Origin of the sequence: Sphingomonas sp., from assembly GCF_039594485.1 — a bacterium.
Taxonomy (GTDB): Bacteria; Pseudomonadota; Alphaproteobacteria; order Sphingomonadales; family Sphingomonadaceae; genus Sphingomonas.
The window spans coordinates 29,771-49,108 of record NZ_JBCNNI010000031.1; the positions used below are offsets into that span (position 1 = coordinate 29,771).

At 68.0% G+C, this 19,338-nt stretch carries 18 protein-coding genes; 11 read left to right on the plus strand and 7 right to left on the minus strand.

The features are described 5' to 3' along the window. Window positions 1-13: 13 nt before the first annotated feature. Window positions 14-3,433 (plus strand): LamG-like jellyroll fold domain-containing protein, encoded by a 3,420-nt coding sequence (locus ABDV78_RS14550; RefSeq protein ID WP_343528125.1) that lies wholly within the window; start codon window positions 14-16, stop codon window positions 3,431-3,433. Beyond that, window positions 3,430-4,179 (plus strand): SGNH/GDSL hydrolase family protein, encoded by a 750-nt coding sequence (locus tag ABDV78_RS14555; RefSeq protein ID WP_343528126.1) that lies wholly within the window; start codon window positions 3,430-3,432, stop codon window positions 4,177-4,179. The genes ABDV78_RS14550 and ABDV78_RS14555 overlap by 4 nt, the downstream gene beginning before the upstream one ends. On the opposite strand, the gene ABDV78_RS14560 is transcribed toward ABDV78_RS14555, so the two are convergent. Both ABDV78_RS14560 and ABDV78_RS14565 read right to left on the minus strand, forming a co-directional pair. Further along, the gene (locus tag ABDV78_RS14560) at window positions 4,158-4,571 is read right to left on the minus strand and encodes a PaaI family thioesterase (protein WP_343528127.1); all 414 of its coding nucleotides are present in this window, start codon (window positions 4,569-4,571) and stop codon (window positions 4,158-4,160) included. The genes ABDV78_RS14555 and ABDV78_RS14560 overlap by 22 nt on opposite strands. Beyond that, window positions 4,568-4,990, minus strand: a complete 423-nt coding sequence (locus ABDV78_RS14565) for a PaaI family thioesterase (protein WP_343528128.1) — start codon at window positions 4,988-4,990, stop codon at window positions 4,568-4,570. The genes ABDV78_RS14560 and ABDV78_RS14565 overlap by 4 nt, the downstream gene beginning before the upstream one ends. A gap of 62 nt (window positions 4,991-5,052) precedes the next feature. On the opposite strand from ABDV78_RS14565, the gene ABDV78_RS14570 reads away from it, so the two are divergent. Then, window positions 5,053-5,838: a crotonase/enoyl-CoA hydratase family protein gene (locus tag ABDV78_RS14570; RefSeq protein WP_343528129.1), complete on the plus strand. Its 786-nt coding sequence runs from the start codon at window positions 5,053-5,055 to the stop codon at window positions 5,836-5,838. A gap of 120 nt (window positions 5,839-5,958) precedes the next feature. Here ABDV78_RS14570 and ABDV78_RS14575 read toward each other — a convergent pair whose 3' ends face one another. Beyond that, the gene (locus ABDV78_RS14575) at window positions 5,959-6,414 is read right to left on the minus strand and encodes a peptidylprolyl isomerase (RefSeq protein ID WP_343528130.1); all 456 of its coding nucleotides are present in this window, start codon (window positions 6,412-6,414) and stop codon (window positions 5,959-5,961) included. Between the two features lie 117 nt (window positions 6,415-6,531). Between ABDV78_RS14575 and mgtE the strand changes: the two genes are divergently transcribed. The 4 genes from mgtE to ABDV78_RS14595 all read left to right on the plus strand — a co-directional run bounded on the left by mgtE (window position 6,532) and on the right by ABDV78_RS14595 (window position 11,189). Continuing rightward, a complete protein-coding gene (gene mgtE / locus ABDV78_RS14580) occupies window positions 6,532-7,944 on the plus strand; it encodes a magnesium transporter (protein ID WP_343528144.1) in 1,413 nt (470 codons plus the stop codon). A 147-nt stretch (window positions 7,945-8,091) separates the two neighbouring features. Further along, window positions 8,092-9,429 (plus strand): NupC/NupG family nucleoside CNT transporter, encoded by a 1,338-nt coding sequence (locus ABDV78_RS14585; protein ID WP_343528131.1) that lies wholly within the window; start codon window positions 8,092-8,094, stop codon window positions 9,427-9,429. Window positions 9,430-9,687: 258 nt separating this feature from the next. Continuing rightward, on the plus strand, window positions 9,688-9,834 hold the full coding sequence (locus tag ABDV78_RS14590; protein ID WP_343528132.1) for a hypothetical protein: 147 nt from the start codon (window positions 9,688-9,690) through the stop codon (window positions 9,832-9,834). A gap of 26 nt (window positions 9,835-9,860) precedes the next feature. Beyond that, window positions 9,861-11,189: a carbohydrate porin gene (locus ABDV78_RS14595; protein ID WP_343528133.1), complete on the plus strand. Its 1,329-nt coding sequence runs from the start codon at window positions 9,861-9,863 to the stop codon at window positions 11,187-11,189. Window positions 11,190-11,222: 33 nt separating this feature from the next. Here the strand turns inward: ABDV78_RS14595 and ABDV78_RS14600 are convergent, their stop codons facing one another. Further along, window positions 11,223-12,092 carry a 3-hydroxyacyl-CoA dehydrogenase NAD-binding domain-containing protein gene (locus ABDV78_RS14600; protein ID WP_343528134.1) on the minus strand — a complete coding sequence of 290 codons (870 nt, stop codon included), beginning with the start codon at window positions 12,090-12,092 and terminating at the stop codon, window positions 11,223-11,225. A gap of 77 nt (window positions 12,093-12,169) precedes the next feature. Between ABDV78_RS14600 and ABDV78_RS14605 the strand changes: the two genes are divergently transcribed. Next, the gene (locus ABDV78_RS14605) at window positions 12,170-13,198 is read left to right on the plus strand and encodes a DUF1176 domain-containing protein (RefSeq protein WP_343528135.1); all 1,029 of its coding nucleotides are present in this window, start codon (window positions 12,170-12,172) and stop codon (window positions 13,196-13,198) included. 16 nt (window positions 13,199-13,214) lie between these two features. Then, complete coding sequence (locus ABDV78_RS14610; RefSeq protein WP_343528136.1) at window positions 13,215-13,835, plus strand: YbhB/YbcL family Raf kinase inhibitor-like protein; 621 nt, start codon at window positions 13,215-13,217, stop codon at window positions 13,833-13,835. A gap of 405 nt (window positions 13,836-14,240) precedes the next feature. Here ABDV78_RS14610 and ABDV78_RS14615 read toward each other — a convergent pair whose 3' ends face one another. Further along, complete coding sequence (locus tag ABDV78_RS14615; RefSeq protein ID WP_343528137.1) at window positions 14,241-15,263, minus strand: GGDEF domain-containing protein; 1,023 nt, start codon at window positions 15,261-15,263, stop codon at window positions 14,241-14,243. 112 nt (window positions 15,264-15,375) lie between these two features. After that, window positions 15,376-15,909, minus strand: a complete 534-nt coding sequence (locus ABDV78_RS14620; RefSeq protein ID WP_343528138.1) for a peroxiredoxin — start codon at window positions 15,907-15,909, stop codon at window positions 15,376-15,378. Between the two features lie 105 nt (window positions 15,910-16,014). Here ABDV78_RS14620 and ABDV78_RS14625 point away from each other — a divergent pair, with 105 nt between their 5' ends. After that, the gene (locus tag ABDV78_RS14625; RefSeq protein ID WP_343528139.1) at window positions 16,015-16,845 is read left to right on the plus strand and encodes an inositol monophosphatase family protein; all 831 of its coding nucleotides are present in this window, start codon (window positions 16,015-16,017) and stop codon (window positions 16,843-16,845) included. Between the two features lie 24 nt (window positions 16,846-16,869). On the opposite strand, the gene ABDV78_RS14630 is transcribed toward ABDV78_RS14625, so the two are convergent. Next, entirely contained in the window at window positions 16,870-18,987 is a 2,118-nt protein-coding gene (locus ABDV78_RS14630) for an AsmA family protein (RefSeq protein ID WP_343528140.1), read from the minus strand. A gap of 206 nt (window positions 18,988-19,193) precedes the next feature. Between ABDV78_RS14630 and ABDV78_RS14635 the strand changes: the two genes are divergently transcribed. Beyond that, on the plus strand, window positions 19,194-19,338 hold a 145-nt coding region (locus tag ABDV78_RS14635), incomplete at its 3' end, for a 50S ribosomal protein L35 (RefSeq protein WP_343528145.1).

The window sequence follows — 19,338 nt, forward strand, 5'->3', positions numbered from 1 at the left end:
GGCTCTGGCATCGATGACGGCGCTGATGTGGGGGCTGGCGGCGATGGCTCAAACCGCGCCCACTCCTGCGTCCCCTGCCGCGACCCCGGCCCAGCCGCCCCTGGGGCCGATCAATGCCGATCTGCCGCCAGGCGGTGATTCCTATCGCCGTGCGATCGTGACGACGCCCGTCGCCGCCCCCAACTGGACGCTGTCCGCCTGGGTCCAGCCGCGCAGCGTGGCGGGCAAGGGCACGACGATGCTGATCGGCGGTTTCGGCGATCCCGTCGCTGGGCCGCGCCGTTACCTCGCGCTGGTCGATGGCCAGCCCGCGCTGGTGACCGAGGCGGGGGTGGTCCAGGGCGGTGATGCCGACCGCAACAAATGGACCTATATCGCGGCCAGCTATGACGGGAAGATCGTCCGGCTGTTCGTCAACGGCCGACAGGTGGTGCAGCGCGGCCTGTCGCTGGAACCCGTCACCGGCATCGCGACGCTGGCCCCGCGCAGCTATCAGCCGATCTTTGCGGGCAAGGTCGTCGACTTCCGCATGGTGCGCGAGGTGGTCGATCCGCTGGCCATCCGCGTCGCCGCCCGGCGCGCGCCCGATCCGGCGAAACTGGCGCTCCAGACCGGCAGCTCGACCTGGCCCTATCAGACCCGCCAGATGCAGGGGCAGACGGTGCCGCAGGACGCCTGGACCCTGCCCCAGTCCAGGGCGCCGATCCCGACCAGCGGCACGGCCGGTCCCGAGCCCAAGGAGCCCGCGCTCGTCTCCACCGCGACCGGCCAATGGGCGGTGAATGGCTGGCGGTTGATCGAGGCGGCCAAGGTCGGCCCGGGCGGCGCGGACCTGTCGCAGGGCAATTTCGACGCGAGCAAATGGTATGCCGCGACCGTGCCGGGCACGGTGCTGACCACGCTGATCGATCGCGGCGTCTATCCCGATCCGGCGGTGGGTCTGAACAATCTGTCCATCCCCGAGACGCTGGCGCGACAGGATTACTGGTACCGCACCGAGTTCGACACGCCCGCGGAGGCCGCCGGACGGCAGATGTGGCTGACCTTCAATGGCGTGAACTATTCGGCCCAGGTCTGGGTCAATGGCCGGATGGCGGGGACGATGAAGGGCGCCTTCATCCGGGGGCGCTTCCCCGTCACGCTTGCGGCCGGGCGCAACGCCATCGCGGTGCGGGTTTCGCCGCCGCCGCATCCGGGCCTGGCGCATGAGGAATCGATGACGGCGGGCGTGGGCGAGAATGGCGGCGTCCAGATGCTTGACGGCCCGACCTTCGTCGCGACCGAGGGCTGGGACTGGATTCCGTCGGTCCGCGACCGCAATACCGGGCTGTGGCAGGGCGTGACGCTGGCCGCGACCGGGCCGGCGGTGATGGGCGATCCGCAGGTGGTCACGACCTTGCCCAAGCCCGACAATTCGGTCGCGGATGTCGAGATCGCGGTTCCCGTCACGAATAACGGGCAGGCCCCGGTGACGACGACGGTGCGCGCGGTATTCGATGACGTGGTCGTCGAAAAGCCGGTGACCGTCGCGCCGGGCCAGACGATCCGCGCCGTCCTGTCGCCGACCGAATTCCCGCAACTGTCGGTCAGGAATCCGCGCCTGTGGTGGCCCAATGGCTATGGCGACCCGGCGCTGCATGATCTGGCGCTGACGGCGGCGGTCGATGGCGCGCTGTCCGATTCGAAGGCGCTGCGGTTCGGGATGCGACAGGTGACCTATGACCTGTCGCTGTTCGACGATGACGGCGATCTGGAGCGGGTGACGCTGGACCTCAATCGCGTCCGGGGCGGGCCGCGCGTGATCGACACCAGCCATGCGGGCATCCGCAAGACCGGCAATGGCTGGGCAATGAGCTTTACCCCCGGTGGCGACCAGTCGGCGGCGGTGAGCAAGGTCACCGACGATCCGCGCCTCGCCCCCCATCTCGTCCTGCGCGTCAACGGCGTGCGGATCGCGGCGCGCGGCGGCAATATCGGCATGGACGATTATCGGAAGCGCGTCGATCGCGCGCATCTCGAGCCCTTCTTCCGCCTCCACCGCGACGCGCATCTGAACATCATCCGCAACTGGGTGGGGCAGAACACCGAGGAGAGCTTCTTCGACCTGGCCGACGAATATGGCCTGATGGTCCTGTCCGACTTCTGGGAGTCGACCCAGGACTATAATATGGAGGCCGAGGACCCGCAGGCATTCCTCGCCAATGCGACGGACGTGGTCCGCCGTTTCCGCAACCACCCCTCGATCGTCGCCTGGTTCGGCCGGAACGAGGGCGTGCCGCAGCCGATCCTGAACAGCGGGCTCGACACGCTGCTGCGCGCCGAGGACGGGACGCGGCTCTACATGCCCTCGTCCAACGCGGTGAACCTGCAAGGATCCGGCCCCTATAACTGGCGGCCGCCGGTCGAGTATTTCACGACCCATGCCAAGGGTTTCTCGGTCGAGGTCGGCACGCCGTCATTGCCGACGCTGGAGGCGTGGAAGCGCGCCATCCCGGCCGAGGCGGATCGCTGGCCGATCGGCGATGTCTGGGCCTATCATGACTGGCACCAGACCGGGAACGGCGCGGTCAAGAGCTTCACCGATGCGATGGAACGCCGCTTCGGCCCCGCCACGGGCTTGGAGGATTTCGAGCGCAAGGCGCAGATGATGGAATATGAATCCTACCGCGCCATCTTCGAGGGAATGAATGCGGGCCTGTGGACCGAGAATTCGGGGCGGATGCTGTGGATGACGCAACCCGCCTGGCCATCTTCGGCATGGCAGATATTCTCCTCCGACTATGACACCCATGCCGCCTTTTACGGCGTGAAGAAGGCCGCCGAGCCGGTCCATGTCCAGATGAACCTGCCCGATCACCGCGTCGTGCTGGTCAACAACAGCCGCGACGCGCTGAAGGGCGTGCAGGTGCGCGCGCGGATCATCGGGCTCGATGGACGGGCCGAGGGCGAGCAGGAGGCGAAGGTCGCCGCCAGTGCCGAGGGGGTGACGCCGGTGCTGACCCTCGACCTCGCATCGGCGATGAAACGGGGGGCCGTGCTCGTCCGGTTGGAGGCGACGGACGCGGGCGGGCAGGTCCTGTCGACCAACAGCTATTGGCAGGCGCAGGACGAGGCGGGCTATCGCGCGCTGTCCGGCATGGCGGCCGCCACCGTCACCGCCAGCGCGACGACCCAGGCGCAGGGCGACGAGACGGTCGCCAGCGTCACCCTGACCAATGGCGGATCGGTGCCCGCGATCGAGACCAAGCTGACTGTGATGAATGCCGACGGCACCCAGGTCCTGCCCGCCTATTTCAGCGACAATTACGTCACCCTGTTGCCCGGAGAAGCCCGCGTGATCGAGATTCGCTATCCCACGGCCAAGGCGGACAAGCCGACCATGGCCTTGCGCGGCTGGAACGTCACCGCGACGGCCACGGACCTGCGGCCGTGAGGCGCGTCGTCCTTGCCGCGATCGCCGCGCTGATCCTCGCCGCGCCTGCGTCTGCGCAGCAGAAGGAAACCGACGCGCAGCGCTGGACCCGCGAATGGGAGGAGCGGTTGCACAACGACTTCGCCTATCTGGCGCGCTACCGCGATGCCAATGCCGCGCTGACCCCGACGCCGGGCCACCCGCGCATTGTCTTCATGGGCGATTCGATCACCGAGGGCTGGGCCGGCAAGATGCCGCAATTCTTCACCCCGGGCCGGATCGGGCGCGGGATCAGCGGGCAGACGACCGCGCAGATGCTGCTGCGCTTCCGCCAGGACGTGATCGACCTGCATCCGGCGGTGGTGCAGATCATGGCGGGCACCAACGACATTGCGGGCAATACCGGACCGACGACCGATGCGCAGGTCCAAGGCAATATCATGTCGATGGTCGAACTGGCCCAGGCGCATGGCATCCGCGTGATCCTGGCCTCGATCCCGCCCGCCGATCATTTCGAATGGAAGCCGGGGCTGAAGCCCGCGCCGCGCATCGCCGCGCTGAATGGCTGGTTGAAGGATTATGCTGCCCAGGTCGGCGCGACTTATGCCGATTACTGGTCGGCCCTGCATGTCGGCGACGCGCTGAATCCCGCCTGGGGCAGCGACGGGGTGCACCCGAACGAAGCCGGCTATGCCGCGATGGCCCCGGTCGCCGATGCCGCGATCAAGCAGGCCCTGGCGAAGCCTCAGCCCCGCAAGACGCGGTAATTCAGCCGCGCCGTCGCGATCGGACGGTTGCGATCCTCCTGCCAGGCGGTCGCCTCGACATTGGCGACCCGCTGGCCCAGGCGCAGGATGGTGCCGACCGCGCGGGTCGGATGGTCGCGGCCGGTGCGCAGATAGTCGGTCGTCACCGTCACCGGCTTGATCCGGCCGCCGCCCTCGCGCGACAGGCGATGGGTGAGGGCGGCGATCCCCGCCACCTCCAGCAGCCCCGCGATCGCACCGCCCTGGAGCAGGCCGGGCCAGCCCATCACATGGTCGCCGAACGGCATGACCAGTTGCGGACTATCCTCGATCCATTCGATCGAGCAGTCGAGCCATTCGGCATAGGGCGGCAGGACCATCGCCTGCCCGATCTCGGTGCGCGGCACGTTCATGGCTTCATCCCCATGAAGGTGCCCGCGACATGCGCGATGGGGTCGTCGGGATCGCCGTCATGCGCGATCCCCCGGACAAAGGCGACGCTGCGCGTGAGCCGATAGCATTCGCCCCGTCCGATCACCGTCCGTTCGGGGACGGCGGGGCGGAGATAGTCGACGCGCAGGTCCAGCGTCACATGCGCCTCGAACGCCCCGCGCTTCAGCCAGACGGCGACACTGGTTGCCATGTCCATCATCGCGACGATCGGCCCCGACGCGAGGACGCCGCTCGCCGGATCGCCGATCAGCCGCGGATCATAGGGCAGCGCCAGTTCCGCCCAGTCCTCGCCATGGGCGCGATAGCCGATGCCCAGATGCCGCCCGTGCCCGCCGCCCATGCCGCCCTGCGCGACGAACCGTTCCATATCGAACCCCATGGGCTCATGATCTACACGACGGCAAGGCCCGTGCAAAAGGGTGTGCGAAAAGGGAGAGCGACATGCGGGACCGGGTGACGATCGAGGTGAATGGAGGCATCGCCGATGTCCGGCTGGCGCGTGGCGAGAAGCTGAACGCGATCGATCGCGAGATGTTCGACGCGCTGGCGGAGGCGATCGACGCGCTGGCGGGGCGCGGCGACCTGCGCGTCGTGGTGCTGTCGGGGGAGGGGGATGGTTTCTGCTCGGGCCTCGACATGGCGGCGATGGCGGGGGGTGATCTGGCCGGGCTCGACCTGTCGGCCCGCACCCATGGCCCGGCCAATCGCGTGCAGCAGGTGGCCTGGGGCTGGCGGACGCTGCCGGTGCCGGTGATCGCGGCGGTGCACGGCGTGGCCTTCGGTGGCGCGACGCAGATCATGGCGGGTGCCGACATCCGGCTGGCGCACCCCGCTACCCGCTTTGCGATCCGCGAGGTGCATTGGGGGATCGTCCCCGACATGGGCGGCTTTGCGCTGTGGAGGGGCGTGCGCGAGGATGTCTTGCGCGAATGGATCTATACCGCGCGCGAATTCGACGCCGCCGAGGCGCTGGCGGCAGGGTTCGTCACCCGGCTTTGCGACGACCCGCGTGGCGAGGCGCTGGCCCTGGCGCGTAGGATCGCCGAGCGCAGCCCCGATGCGGTGCGCAGCGCCAAGCGGTTGTTCGGGGCGATGGCGATCACCGGCCCGGAAGCGATGCTCGCGATGGAAAGCGCCGAGCAGGTGGCGCTGATGCAGGGCGCGAATCACCGCGAGGCGGTCGCTGCGAACATGGAGCGGCGGCGACCGGCGTTCCGGGACGCCTGATCATCCATTCCCCCTCGCCCAGGGGAGGAAAAAGGGGTGCGTCCACCTGACCCCGCCGCCATGAAAAAGGGGGAGCCCTTCGCAGGACTCCCCCCCCTTTCCCGGCTCTCGCGCGCGAAATTACTCCGCGCGGGCCTTCAGGATCTTGCCCGGGCTGCGGGGCGGCTCACCCTTGGGCAGCGCGTCGACATGCTCCATGCCGCTCTCGACCTGGCCCCAGACCGTGTACTGGCGATCGAGGAAGCGCGCATCGTCGAAGCAGATGAAGAACTGCGAATTGGCCGAGTTCGGGTCGTTGGTCCGCGCCATCGAGCAGGTGCCGCGCACGTGCGGCTCGGCGTTGAATTCCTGTTTCAGGTTCGGCTTGTCCGAGCCCGACATGCCGGTGCCCGTGGGGTCGCCGCCCTGCGCCATGAAGCCGGGGATCACGCGGTGGAACACGACGCCGTCGTAAAAGCCCTCATTGGCAAGGCCGCCGATGCGGGCGACATGCTCGGGTGCCAGGTCGGGGCGCAGGGTGATGACGACGTCGCCGCTGTCGAGCGTCAGGGTCAGCTTGGAAAAAGTATCGGCCATAAGGGGTCTTCCTTGGTTGATGCGCCGCAGGTAGGGATTCCCGCGCCCGCTGGCAAATGCCGCCGCCGCAAGTTAGAGGCGTGACACAGCATTCATGATCGACCGAGGGAGGCCGAGATCAGCGACACCGAACTCCCCGAACTCGAAACCGAGGTCCAGCCGCCCGAAACCCAGCTGGACGAGGACGACCGGCTGAAGCCCGAATATGTCAGCGCGGTCCTCGACGCGCTGGAGGCGGGCGACGACGAGGGCGCCCGCGCGCTGGTCGAGCCGCTGCATCCCGCCGATATCGCCGACCTGTTCGAGCTGGTGGGGGACGAGGAGCGCGTCAACCTGGCGCGTGCGGTCGCGGACCTGCTGAACGGCGACGTCTTCGCCGAGATGAACGACTATGTGCGCGAGCAGCTCATCCAGGCGCTCGAACCGCATGAGGTCGCCGACATCGCCTCCGAACTCGACACCGACGATGCGGTGGCGATCATCGAGGACATGGACGAGGACGAGCAGCGCGCGGTGCTGCGCGCGCTCGACCCGGACGACCGCGCCGCGATCGAGGAGGCGCTGTCCTTCCCCGAGGAGTCCGCCGGTCGCCTGATGCAGCGCGAGCTGATCGCGGTGCCCGAGCATTGGACGGTGGCCGAGACGATCCAGTTCCTGCGCGACGATGAGGAACTGACCACCGATTTCTGGGAAATCTTCGTCGTCGATCCCGGCCACCGCCCGATCGGGACGTGCCAGCTCTCATGGATCCTCCGCGCGCCGGGGCAGATCGTCATCGGCGACGTGATGAAGCGCGAACAGACGCTGATCCCGGTCGATATGGACCAGGAAGAGGTGGCGCTGCGCTTCCAGAAATATGCGCTGATCTCGGCGGCCGTGGTCGATGCCAGCGGGCGGCTGGTCGGCATGATCACCGTCGACGACATCGTCCACATCATCCAGCAGGAGGCGGGCGAGGACGTGCTGCGCCTGTCGGGCGCGGGCGAGGGCGACATCAACGAGCCGGTGCTCGACAGCTACAAGAGCCGCGTCCGCTGGCTGATCGCCAATCTGGTCACCGCGATGGTCGCCTCCTCGGTGATCGCGGCGTTCGAGGGGACGATCGCGCGGATGGTGGCGCTGGCCACGCTGATGCCGATCGTGGCGGGGGTCGGCGGCAATGCGGGGACGCAGACGCTGGCGGTGACGGTGCGCGCGCTGGCGACCAACCAGCTCACCCGGTCCAACACGGCGCGCGCGATCATGCGCGAAATCCGCGTGGCGATGATGAACGGGGTGACCGTCGCGGCGGTGATCGGGGTCGGGGTCAGCCTGGTCTTCGGCAATCCGGCGCTGGGGCTGGTGATCGCGGCGGCGATGATGACCAACATCCTCGTCGCGGGGCTGGCGGGGGTGCTGGTGCCGGTGACGCTGGATCGGTTCGATGCCGATCCGGCGGTGGCGTCGTCGGTGTTTGTCACGATGACCACCGATTCGATCGGCTTCCTGGCGTTCCTGGGCCTTGCCACGGCATCGGGGCTGACAGGTTAAGCGTGTTCCTCCCCTCGCAGGGAGGGAATTTTACTCCCCAATCAAAACTGTAGCGGTCCTCTCGCACCTTGCTTATGATGCACCCCCGCGCAGCCGGGGGGCCGCGTCATGTCTCCACCCGTCAACGCGGATAGTTAAGCAGCGCGCATGAATCGTTTTGCCATCGGTATCGCCGGTATTCTCGTCATTCTGGCGATCGCGGTCGCCCTGTCGACCGACCGGCGGGCCATCCGCCCGCGCGTCGTCGGCGCGGCTTTCGCGTTGCAGGCGGGGATCGCCGTCCTTGTCCTCTATGTCCCCTGGGGCAAGCGGGTTCTGCAATGGCTGTCGGCCGGGGTGGCCGGGCTGCTCGGCTATGCCAATGAGGGGACCAAGTTCCTGTTCGGCGCGCTCGCCTCCGATCCGCTGGGGCGCAATTTCGCGATCCAGGCGCTGCCGGTCATCATCTTCTTCGCCGCGCTGGTTTCGATCCTCTATTATCTGGGGATCATGCAGCGCGTCGTGCGCTGGCTGGGCGGCGCGATCGAGAAGGTGATCGGCGTGTCCAAGGTCGAATCGCTGTGCGCGGCGGCCAACGTCTTTGTCGGCCAGTCCGAATCGCCGCTCGTCATCCGTCCCTATCTGGCCGGGCTGACCCCGGCGCAGCTGTTCACCGTGATGACCAGCGGCATGGCGGGCGTGGCGGGGACGATCCTGGCGGCCTATGCCTCGATGGGCATCTCGGTCGAATATCTGCTAGCGGCCAGCTTCATGGCGGCGCCGGGCGGCATCCTGATGGCCAAGATCATCATGCCCGACCGGATCGCGCCGCCCGAGGGCGAATTGCCGCTGGAGGACATGTCGGCCGAGGATCGGGACATCCGCCTGGCCGCCAGCCGCCGGATCGGTCCCGGCCTGGGCCTGGCCGCGCTGCCCAGCGAAGGGACGGCGGGGGAACCCCTGCCCGAAGCCACCCATGACGAGGAAAAGCCCGCCAACATCATCATGGCGGCGGCGCAGGGGGCGCAGACCGGCGTGAAGCTGGCCGTTGCGGTCGGCGCGATGGTGCTGGCCTTCGTCGCGCTGGTCGCCCTGGCGAACGGATTGCTCGGCGGGCTCGGCAACATGATCGGGGTGCCGGGGCTCAGCTTCCAGGCGCTGCTGGGCTATGTGTTCCAGCCGATCATGCTGCTCCTCAACGTGCCGTGGAACGAGGCGGGGATCGCGGGCGGGCTGTTCGGCGAGAAGATCGTGCTCAACGAGTTCGTCGCCTATATCGACCTGGGCAAGCAGGCCGCGCATTTGTCGCCGCGCACCGTCGCGGTCATCACCTTCGCCTTGTGCGGTTTCGCCAATTTCTCGTCGATCGCGATCCAGATGGCGGTGACGGGCAGCCTGGCCCCCAATCAGCGGCCGACCATCGCCCGGCTGGGCATTCGCGCGCTGATCGCGGGGAGCCTGGCGAACCTGATGTCGGCGGCGCTGGCGGGCCTGCTGATCGGATAGGGCGCTTTCGGGGTTGATCCTGAATGCGGGCGCGTTATGGGCGCCTTGTCGACCGCGAACGTGGCCGGCCAACACAACAGGATCATAATGCCCCGATCTAGTCCCTTGTCCGGCGACGAGGACAGTAGGCGCTTCGGCGTCCACGTCTTTGCCGACCGTCTGACGGGCCTGACGGGGTCGCCGAGGGCGGCCCGCTAAACGCCGTTCCTTGCCGACCTTCCGCCGGGCTCGACCACACGAACCCCAAGGAGGTCTCCCATGACCCGTATGATGTTCCGCGCGCATGTCCGCGCCCAGTCGCTCGCCACCGTCATGGCCAGCGTTCCCCTTGAGCGTGCGCGGTTGCTCCGCGCCGTGGCGACCAGCCGCCCCCAGGCGATCCGCCGGACCCGCCCCTCGGCCTGACCGCCCCGCTTCCAAGGACGACCCTGATGACCCGTATCGTTTCGCGGGCCGCGCTGTGCGGCCTGTTGCTGTTCGCGCGCGCCGCCGCCGCACAGGATCTTGCCCCGCCGATCGACAAGCCGCAGGATTTCGCCATCCACGGCCAGGCGACCGTCGTCGCGCAGGGCGTGGGCGGCTTCACCTCGCCCTATAAGGGGGACAACAGCCTGACCCCGCATCAGGTGAAGGAAACCGCCGACGTCACCGCCTATATCGGCGCGCGCCCATGGGGTGGCGGCGAGGTCTGGGTGAATCCAGAGATCGATCAGGGCTTCGGCCTGTCGAATACGCTGGGCATCGCGGGTTTCCCGAGCGCCGAGGCCTATAAGGTCGGCCGGTCCGAACCCTATTTCCGGCTGCAACGCGCCTTTTTCCGCCAGACCTTCGGGCTGGGCGGCGGGCGCGAGGCCGTGGCGGCCGCCGCCAACCAGCTCGCCGGATCGCGCGATCGCGACCGGATCGTGCTGACCATCGGCAAGTTCGGCGTCGGCGACGTGTTCGACACCAATGCCTATGCCCATGACCCGCGCGGCGACTTCCTCAACTGGGCGGTCGTCGATACCGGCAGCTTCGACTACGCCGCCGATGCCTGGGGGTACACCACCGGCATCGCGACCGAGGTCTATCGCGGCGACTGGACGTGGCGCGCCGGGCTGTTCAACCTGTCGACCATCCCCAATGGCGAGCGGCTGGAGCATGGTTTCGGCCAGTATCAGGTCGATGCGGAGATCGAGCATCGGCACCAGCTCGCCGGGCGGCCGGGATCGGTGCGGTTCGGCATCTTCCGCAACCGTGGCAATTTCAGCCGCTTCGACGAGGCGCTGGCCTATGCCGCCACGACCGGCGGGGCGGTCGATCCGTCCTTCACCCGGCGGCGGATGACGCGGATCGGCGGCTATATGAACATGGACCAGGCGCTGACCGATACGCTGGGCCTGTTCGCGCGGGTCGGGGTCAGCGACGGGTCGATCGAGCCCTATGACTTCACCGATATCGACCGCACGGCGCAGATCGGCGGGGCGCTGACCGGCAAGGGCTGGGGCCGGGCGCAGGACCGGGTCGGGCTGGCGCTGGTCGCCAACGGGATCTCGGCCGAGCATCGCCGCTATCTGGCGGCGGGCGGTCTGGGCGTGCTCGTCGGCGACGGGCGGTTGCCCAATGCGGGCGCGGAGGAGATTGCCGAGGTCTATTACGACGTCTCGCTGTTCCGGTCGCTCGCGGTGACGCTGGATGCCCAATATGTCGAGAATCCCGGCTACAACCGCGACCGCGGACCCGCCGAGGTGTTCGCGCTCAGGGTTCACGGCGCCTTTTGAATCTGTTCCTCCCCTTGCAGGGGAGGAATTATCTTACCGCGTCGGCACCGGCTCCGCGCCCGTATAGTCATAGAAACCGCGCTGGACCTTGCGGCCATACCAGCCCGCTTCGACATATTTGACCAGCAGCGGGGCAGGGCGGAACTTGGGGTCGCCGGTCCCCTCGAACAGGACGCGGGTGATCTCCAGGCAGGTGTCGAGCCCGATGAAATCGGCCAGCGTCAGCGGCCCCATCGGGTGATTGAGCCCCAACTGGCACGCGGCGTCGATATCGGGGATCGTCGCCACGCCCTCGCCAAGGGCGAAGATCGCCTCGTTGATCATCGGCATCAGCACGCGGTTGACGATGAATCCCGGCGCGTCATTGGCATGGACCACGCGCTTGCCGAGATCCTGTGCGAAGGCTTCGACCGTGGCGACCGTCCCGTCCGAGGTGGCGAGCCCCCGGATCAGTTCGATCAGGCCCATGACCGGCACCGGGTTGAAGAAGTGGACGCCGACGAAGCGGCCCGCATCCGGCGCGGCCTGCGCCAGCCGGGTGATCGGGATGGACGAGGTGTTGGTGGCCAGGATCGCGGTGCCGGACAGGACCTTGCCGACCTCCTCGAAGATCGCGCGCTTCACGCCCTCGCGCTCGGTCGCGGCCTCGATCACCAGTTCGCACGGGGCCATCGCCGAAAGGCTGCCGACCGGCTCGATCCGGGCCAGCAGCGCATCGGCGTCGGCGCGGGTGGTCTTCTCCTTCGTCACCAGCCGGTCGAGCGCCTTGGCGATGGCGGCCTTTCCCGCCTCGGCCCGTTCGGCGGAGACATCGGCCAGCTTGACCGCATAGCCCGCTGCCGCCGACACTTGCGCAATGCCCGCGCCCATCTGACCGGCACCGATCACGCCCACTGACTTCATCGCAATGCTCTCCCTATTCTTTGACCATGGTCCTATCCGTTTCGGAACGCCACCGCCAGCAAAGGGGTTGATCCCGCATGATCCGCATCGCCGTTCTCCTGGGGTTGATGAGCCTGGCCCAGCCCGTCGCGGCGGCCGTGACGGACACACCCAGACCCGCCCGGCTGACCCTGTTCCGCGACTGGATCGTCGCCTGCGACAATGGCGGCGGGTGCGAGGCGGCGTCGCTGTCACCCGATGACGGCATGTTGCAGGACGCCGGGCTGCTCGTCCGCCGGGCTGCCGACGGGGCGGTCTCGGTGAAGGTCGCCGACATGACTGGCAAGGGACAGCGGGCGGTGATCCGCATCGATGGACGCCCCGCCGCGACCGTCGCGCTCACCAGGCAGGCGGCGGGGTGGGTCGAGGGCGCCCCGGCGCGGGCCTTGGCGAGGGCGCTGGTGCGAGGACGCCGCGCCGCGATCCTGACGCCCGTCGCCAGGCCCGTATCGCTGAACGGTATCGCCGCCGCCCTGCGCTACATGGACGATCGCCAGCGGCGGGCGGGCACGGCGACCGCGTTGGTCGCCAGCGGGCGTGCGGCCTATCATGGCACCATTCCCATGCTGCCGGTGGTGGGGGTGGTGACGCCGCCGCCGGGTGCGGCGCCGGATGTTCCCGCCGCCGCGATCAACGACATGCGGCGCCGTCTGGGCTGCGCGATCGGCGATGGCAGCATGGTCAGCGCCGACGCCTATCGGCTCGACCGGCGGTCGACGCTGGTGCTGCTGTCCTGTGGTGCGGGGGCCTATAATTATCTGGTCAAGCCGCTGATCTGGCGGGCCGGGCGGTTGAGCCCCGCACGGTTCGACTATGCCCTGTCCTTCGCCGACGAGGCCGAGCCCGGCGGGGCGGTGACGCTGGTCAACGCCGAATGGAGCGACACGGGCCGCCTGTCGAGCTGGAGCAAGGGGCGGGGTCTCGGCGATTGCGGTGATGCGCAGCAATTCGGTTGGGACGGCGCCCGGTTCCGCCTCCTGGAGGCGGCAAGCATGACCGAATGTCGCGGGGCGATCGATACGCTCCATGTCTGGCGGACCCGCCCCGTGGCGGTCCGCGCACCATAGGCGAGGAGAGAGGATCATGCTGGAACATCTGCCCGCCTGGCTGGGCAAAGCGATGAGCGGTTGGCGCGCCGGGGTCGAATCGATCGCGCTCGTCCGCCCCGAACTGACGCCGCCCGCCAGCCTGGCGCTGAGCAGCCCGGCCTTTGCCGACATGGCGCGGTTGCCCGAGCGGTTCACCGCCGATGGCGACGGGGTATCGCCGCCGCTGGTCTGGGGCGATCCGCCCGAGGGCACGGCGATGCTGGCGCTGCTGGTCGAGGATGCCGATGCACCGACGCCGCAGCCGCTGGTCCATGCGATCCTCTGGAACCTGCCGCCCAATGCCGGGAATCTGGTCGAGGGGGCGATCGCCGCCGATGGACCCGGCACGCCGCAAGGGGGTGATGTCGGCCGCAACTCCTATCTCGGCGAAGGCTGGTTGCCGCCCGATCCGCCGCGCGGACATGGCGAACATCGTTATGTGTTTCAGCTTTTCGCGCTGGATGCGCCGGTGGAGATCGGCGGGACGACGCCCGGGCGCGGCGCGATGGTCGAGGCGATGGCGGGGCATGTGCTCGCCGCCGGGGTGCTCACCGGCACCTATTCGCGGGAAGAGGAAGCGCCGGTGGGGCCGGTCGGAGCGGTCGCCCCCGCCTGACGAAGGCGCGGGCAGCGGCCGAGTGTCGAGGCGGGACGACCCGGCCGGATAGACAGCGAAGGCTTTGCGGGATGCGGTCGGTGGCGTCGAATGGCAACGCGAGCGCGCATCGGTTCAGGCGATCGGCAGGATGGGCGTGGCCGAGGTGATGGCGATCCCCGCGAACAGCAGCGCGCCGATGCAGGAAACGAGGAACTGGCGAGCCTGGTTGGTCTGAAACATGATGTCACTCCCTTTTTCGATCCGGCCGCCCAACCCTTGGGCGGCCGATGCTGGGAGCTTTGCAGGCGGCGTGCCAACTCTCTATACTATTGAAAATAGGAGATATTTGATTTCCGCACGTGGCGGATTGGTGGAATGCGCCAGATGGCGGAAGTGTTTTCCGCCATTTTGCGGCGGAAAACCTCAGTCGCAATAGGCCAGGTCGCGGCCGTCATTCTTGGCGCGATAGAGCAGTTCGTCGGCACGGGCGAACAGCGTCTCCTGCGTATCGCCGGGGCGGAAGGTGGTCATTCCCGCCGAGAAGGTGATCTGCCCGATCGACTCGCCGGTTTCCCGCGCGCGAAGATTGCGTTGGCGCACCGAGGCGCGGGCACGCTCGACCAGGGAAAATGCTTCCTTGGCCGAGACGTTGGAGATCAGGATCGCGAATTCCTCCCCACCATGGCGGCTGACCAGATGGCCGCGCCCCTCCTCGGCGAGAATCTGACCGATGGCGTTGAGCACGCGGTCGCCGACCGCATGGCCATGCTCGTCATTGATCCGCTTGAACCGGTCGACATCGCACAAGGCCAGATGGCAGGGGGCCAGCGTCTGGAAACACTGGTTCAGCGCCTCATTGAAGGCCAGACGGTTCGCCAGCCCGGTCAGCGGATCGCGCCGCGCGGTCGCCCGCGCCTCGGCCAGCTTTTCGCGCAGGGCCTCCGCCTCGGCGGTGCTCTGCGCCAATTGCCGCTCGGCGGCGTGGATCCGCTCCAGCATCTCGCCGGTCAGCGTCGCCAGCGCGTTCAGCCCGTTCGTCGCGCCAAGCTGGATCGCTGCCGCGTTGCGGGCCAGATCGGCGCCGAAGGCCGAGGTGTCCGCCTGGATGGTCCGAATCATCGCCGAAAAGGCCTCGACCTGCCCCTGCGTCTGTTCGGCCAGCGAATCGGTTTGCGCCTCGCTGGTGGAGGGGACGAAATGCCGGGGCGGGGCGGGGGGCGCGTGGTCGTCGGGGGGCATCGGCTGCGGGGCCGGGCCGCCCAGTCGCAGGATGTCGTCCTGATGCAGCCGCACGCCGCCATCGATCAGATCGGCGGCGGCGCGCGCCAGGCTGCTGTTCGGATCGGTCAGGATGGCATGGACGAAGGCATAATGCGCAGGATCGGGAGCGAGCCGGTGATCGTCGAGAAACTGGCCGATGCGATCGTAAAGGCGGTCCTTGTGCATCAGGGCGAAATTCCCCGAACGCCGATCCGATCCATGGCAAAACTCCACCGAGCCCCATTTGGCGGAACCACCCCGTCGCTCCCCACGCATGACAGGCCCCTGTTCACATCAATCAGCGTTTGGCCGCGAGATCACGCACCGCGGCCAACGTCGTGGCGACATGTTCTGCGGGGTTCATGTCGTCATGGACGAAGACGACGCGGCCATCGCGGCCAATGACGTAGCTGGTGCGAGAGGTGATATCGCGACCTTCGAGCTGGCGGCCGAGCGCGACGTCATAGCCCTTGACGATGGCGGGGCCGGCGCTGGCGACAGGGAACTTGCCCGCGCATTCGGCCTTGGAAAAGGCGGCCAGCTTGTCCACCGGATCGGCCGACATGCCGATCACGCGGGCGCCCGCCGCGCGGAAGGCGTCGATCTTCTCGGCAAAGGCGCGCGCCTCGGCGCTGCATCCGCTGGTAAAGGCAGCGGGGAAGAAATAGAGGACGACCGGACCGTGGCGAAGCTGGTCCTTCAGGTTCAGCGTGAACACCTTGCCCGCCACCGCGCCGCGCGTGGTGAAATCGGGTGCGGTCGCCCCGGGGCGCAATGCCGCGGCAGCGGGAACCGCCGCCATTGCCAGAAGAACGCCGACCAAAGCCCTCATGCCCTCTATCCTCGCGTAAAACGTGGTTAACGTGACGAATGAGTATCCTGTCCGTGGGATGCCGTCCATTGCTGATAGCGCCAAGCTATCCTATCGACATGCCCCATGTCCGTACATGCCGCCGATATCGATCTTGCGATGAAGCTGGCCGACGCCGCCGGTGCCGCCATCCGTCCCTATTTCCGTCGCGAGATGGGCCTGGAAATCAAGGCGGATCGCTCGCCCGTGACGCTGGCCGACCGCGAGGCCGAGGCGGCGATGCGCCGCATCCTGGACGCCGAACGTTCGGGCGACGGGATTCACGGCGAAGAATATGGCGTCAAGGAGGGGGTGACGGGACGGCAATGGGTGCTCGACCCCATTGACGGCACGCGCAGCTTCACGGTCGGGCGGCCGATCTTCGGGACGCTGATCGCGCTGGTCGACCAGGGCTGGCCGGTGCTGGGCATCATCGACCAGCCGATTACCCGCGAACGCTGGGTCGGCGTGATGGGTCGACCAACCCTGTTCAACGGCGCGCCGGCACGGACGCGACTTTGCCCGCAACTCGAGGGGGCAACCATCGCGACGACCAGTCCGCACCTGTTCGATGATGACGACGTGCCGCATTTCATGGCGCTGGTCACCGCGATCAGCGGCAACAGCCCGCGCCAGGGGCCGGTCTATGGCGGCGACTGCTATAATTACGGTCTGCTGGCGAGCGGGCATGTCGACATCGTCTGCGAATCGGGGCTGAAGCTGCACGACTTTGCCGCGCTGGTGCCCGTGGTCGAGGGCGCGGGCGGGCGGATGTGCGATTGGAACGGCGATCCGCTGACCGCCGACAGCGCGGGGCATGTGCTGGCGATCGGCGACCCCGCGCGCACCGAAGAGATATTGGAGGCGCTGCGCAACGTGCCCCACGACCACGACCACGACCACGACCACGACCACTGACCGGCCTGCCCGGCGGGGCGGGGATCAGAAGATCCCCAGGAACTTCTTGCGCTGCGCCTTGGCTTCGCTCTGCGTCTGGCGGCCATCCTTCGACTTGGCGGTGGTGCCGTTGCCGACATCCTGGCGCGGCGCGCCCTTGCTGGTGCGCTGCGCATTGGCGCGGGCACCGGATAGCACGGGACCGCAGGCCGCCGCCTTGGCGTCACCGACATCGACGAACGCCAGCACGCCCGCCAGCGGCGTCGCCACCACCGCCAGGCCCAGCCCGGCCCCCGCGCGGGCGAGCAGGTCGCCGCTGATCGGGTCGATTCCCGGCTGTGCGAAGCTGCCCGTCAGGCCGATAGGGGACTGACCGGAGAACAGGCTGAACTTCTTGGCGTCGGCGCGGATCGCCATGTCGATGGCTTCGTTGCGGAAGCTGAAGCCGCCGCGCCCGATGATGACGTTCTTGGACGTGTCGATCAGGATTGGGTCCGCCGCCGCGACCCCGCCGCGCACGGTGAAGGCGACCAGGCCGCAGTTGATCCGCACCGGCTCCTTCAGCCGCTCCTCGAACATCTTCTGGACGAAGGTGCCGATATCCAGTTCGGCGAGCTGTGCGTTGCGGGTCCATAGCGAGCCCGCGGGCAGGATGAACGCCATCCGTCCGTTTGCGCTGGCGAGTGAATCATGGATGGTGTCCCCGCGCCCCTGCAACTGGACGCGACCCTTGACGGTGCCCGTCGTCCCCGCCTCCGCCACGCCCCAGCCCGCGAGCAGTCGGCCCAGCGGCGTCGGCGAAAGGCGGATGTCATAGGTGACCCGGCTGGGGCGGGGGCGCGTGTCGAACACCAGGTCAGACGCCACATCGCCCCGCGCCATCGCGAAGCGCAGTGGCGACAGGGTCAGCTTGCCACGATCCAGCGCCAGCGTCAGGTCGACGTTCGAGATCGGCACCCGGCGCGAGCGGACCGTGCGGATCGTCCATTTCAGCCCGGCATCAAACCGCTGCATCGTCGCCACCGGCAATGCGGCGTCGGGCAACAGCCTTTGCGCGCCCGCCCCCGTCGCGGCGGCGGCGGCCTGTGCGCCCTTGGACGCGACGATGTCCGGGTTATAGCCGATGAAGGGTGCCGCATCGATGATGTCGAGCTTGTCCGTCGCCAGTTCCGAATCGAGATGCAGCCGTTCGCCATTGGTCACGGTCAGCTTGCCCGCCAGGTCGCTGTCGCCGAATGTCCCCTTCATCCGGGTGAAGCGATAGACATCGCCGTCCTTCACCAGTTGCGCGCGCAGGTCATAGGTGCGGGTGCGCGGGATGACGACGCCGATGATGTCGAGCAGGCTGGACAGATCCCTGCCCCGCGCCCGCGTCGTCAGCGGGACCTTCTCGACATCGGAGATCGAGGGCAGGGTGCCCGCGACATCGACCACATTGCCCGCCGCGCGCATCCGCGCGATCAGTTCGTTCCTGCCGCGATTGGCGGTCGCGTCGGGCGACAGGAGCTGCGCAGTCAGGGTGAACGGCGTGGTGCGGATCACGCCCTTGCCGCGCACGCCGACCGCATGGCCGATCCGTGCATCGCGCGACCGGATATCGTCGAGCGCGAGGTCGGCGATCACCCGCATCCGGGGATCGCGATAGCGTATCGTCGTTCCCGTCACCGTCGCCACATCGATTCGCGGGAATTCCAACGGCCTGCCACCCTTCTTCGCGCTGAAGGTCCAGGTGTTGGCGCGGTGGTCGGGCGTCCATTCCAGGTCGACCGCGCCGTTGGTCAATTCCAGCCGGGTGAAGCGCCGCTTGCCGAACAGCAGCGACAGCGGCGCGATCCGCGAATCGATCCTGTCGGCGGTGAACAGATTGGGGCGACTGGCCCAATCCGGGTTGGAGATGGCGATCTTCTCGGCGACGAACTTGATCCGCCATGGTGCGAAATAAAGCTGGAAGTCGCCGCCTATGGTGACCGTCCGGTGGGTCAGGCGTCCGGCGATCGATTCGAAGGGATGGCGCAGGAACCGCCCTTTGGTGATGAACAGCACCAGCCAGATCGCGGCGATGACGGTCAGCAGTCCGATGGCGATTCGCACGGCCCGGCGCCGCCACCCCGCGCGGAGCGCGGTCGGGCGGGCGGTGGTGTCGGCCGCAGGCGCATGATCCATGACAGCCCCAAGCGCCCGAGCGAGGCGGTGGTTCCCTTCGCCGTACCAGGCCCTATTCCCGGCCCCGTCGTCTCTCGGCCCGTCGTCGGTTGCATTCCCCCCGCAGTTCGGCTAAGCGGCGCGCTTCCCGAGCGAGGTGTCACGAACGGCCCGGCCATCAGGGCTGCCGCGGCCGTTTCTGCCTTGCTCAAAGCGAAAGGACCAAAATGCCCAAGCTCAAGACCAAGAGCGGCGTCAAGAAGCGCTTCAAGCTCACCGCGACCGGCAAGCTCAAGCACGGCGTCGCCGGCAAGCGCCACCGCCTGATCAGCCATAACGGCAAGTATATCCGCCAGAACCGCGGCACCTCGG